Source organism: Sphaerospermopsis aphanizomenoides BCCUSP55 (assembly GCF_001586785.1).
GTDB lineage: Bacteria > Cyanobacteriota > Cyanobacteriia > Cyanobacteriales > Nostocaceae > Sphaerospermopsis_A > Sphaerospermopsis_A aphanizomenoides_A.
Genome location: NZ_LUFH02000220.1, coordinates 1 through 1293, shown reverse-complemented (window position 1 = coordinate 1293; position 1293 = coordinate 1). Strand labels below are relative to the sequence as shown.

The 1293-nt window shown below is 44.1% G+C and carries 2 protein-coding genes; both read left to right on the top strand.

The window, feature by feature from the left end; all coding sequences use genetic code 11:
• The first annotated feature begins 84 nt into the window (after nt 1-84).
• Complete coding sequence (coaD, locus tag A0J48_RS26385) at nt 85-636, top strand: pantetheine-phosphate adenylyltransferase (protein WP_200327534.1); 552 nt, start codon at nt 85-87, stop codon at nt 634-636.
• The gene (locus A0J48_RS26380; RefSeq protein WP_200327533.1) at nt 546-1220 is read left to right on the top strand and encodes an ATP synthase subunit B family protein; all 675 of its coding nucleotides are present in this window, start codon (nt 546-548) and stop codon (nt 1218-1220) included. Before coaD ends, A0J48_RS26380 begins: the two co-directional genes overlap by 91 nt.
• The last annotated feature ends 73 nt before the right edge of the window (nt 1221-1293 follow it).

The window sequence follows — 1293 nt, the reverse complement described above, 5'->3', positions numbered from 1 at the left end:
GCCTCTTCTTCCCCCACACCCCACACCCTATACCCTTACCCCCTTCTGTCGTTATAATTACTTAAAGCAGTTTGATGTATATAAATGATTGCTATTTATCCTGGAAGTTTTGACCCGATCACTTTGGGACACCTTGACATTATTCAGCGTGGTAGTCGGCTATTTGATGGGGTGATAGTAGCTGTACTGCGAAATCCTAACAAAATGCCGCTGTTTACAGTGCAACAACGGTTAGAGCAAATTCGTCTAGCTACAAAACATTTACCTAATGTGGAAGTAGACAGTTTTGATGGTTTAACTGTTAATTATGCCCAAATGAAACAAGCACAAGTTTTGTTACGCGGATTAAGAGCAGTTTCCGACTTTGAGATCGAGTTACAAATGGCTCACACTAATAAAACACTTTCTACTCAAATAGAGACAGTTTTTCTAGCGACCTCGAACGAGTATAGTTTTTTAAGTAGTAGTGTGGTAAAAGAGATTGCAAAGTTTGGTGGCTCTGTCAATCATCTTGTTCCCCCGCACATTGCCCTGGATATATACCAATGCTACAACCAAAAATCTCTAGCCCTGAATCCAATCACAACGGAAACCATCTCCCACCTCCAGAACTTCCCCCAGGACAAGGAGGTGTAGATATTCAGCAAGAACTCAACCGACTGGAGGATATGGTTCTTTCCAGTCTCAGAATTCCCCTGACCGGACGGACATTGATAGATGAAGAAAAGCTGCTAGAACAGCTTGATTTTGTTCGTGTTTCCTTGCCTGATGTGTTCCAAGAAGCGGCTGAACTCCTCCAGCAAAAGGAGCAAATTATGCTGGAAGCTGAGGAATATGGACAACAAGTTGTAGAAGCAGCACAAGCTAAAAGAGCGCAAATTTTGGCTGATAGCGATATTATCCGCCAAGCAGAACGGGAAGCTGAACAACTGCGTCGCAAAGTGCAGCAAGAGTGTGATGCCATGATGCAAGAAACTCTGGCAGAAATTGAACAGAAGCGACGTGCTTGTATGCAAGAATTGGAGGAAATGCGCCAAAATGCGATCGCACAAGCTCAAGAAATTGAAGATGGTGCTGATCAATATGCTGATAGTGTCCTGGAAAATATCGAGCAGGATCTCCAAGAAATGTTAAGAATTATTACAAATGGTAGATTACAACTGCGAGGAGATATACCAAAGCATCGCAACTCCTCTCATCCTAAGAAAAATAGCAGGTGACAGGTGACAGGTGACAGGTGACAGGTGACAGGTGACAGGTGACAGGGGGCAGGGGGCAGGGGAAGCAGGGGAG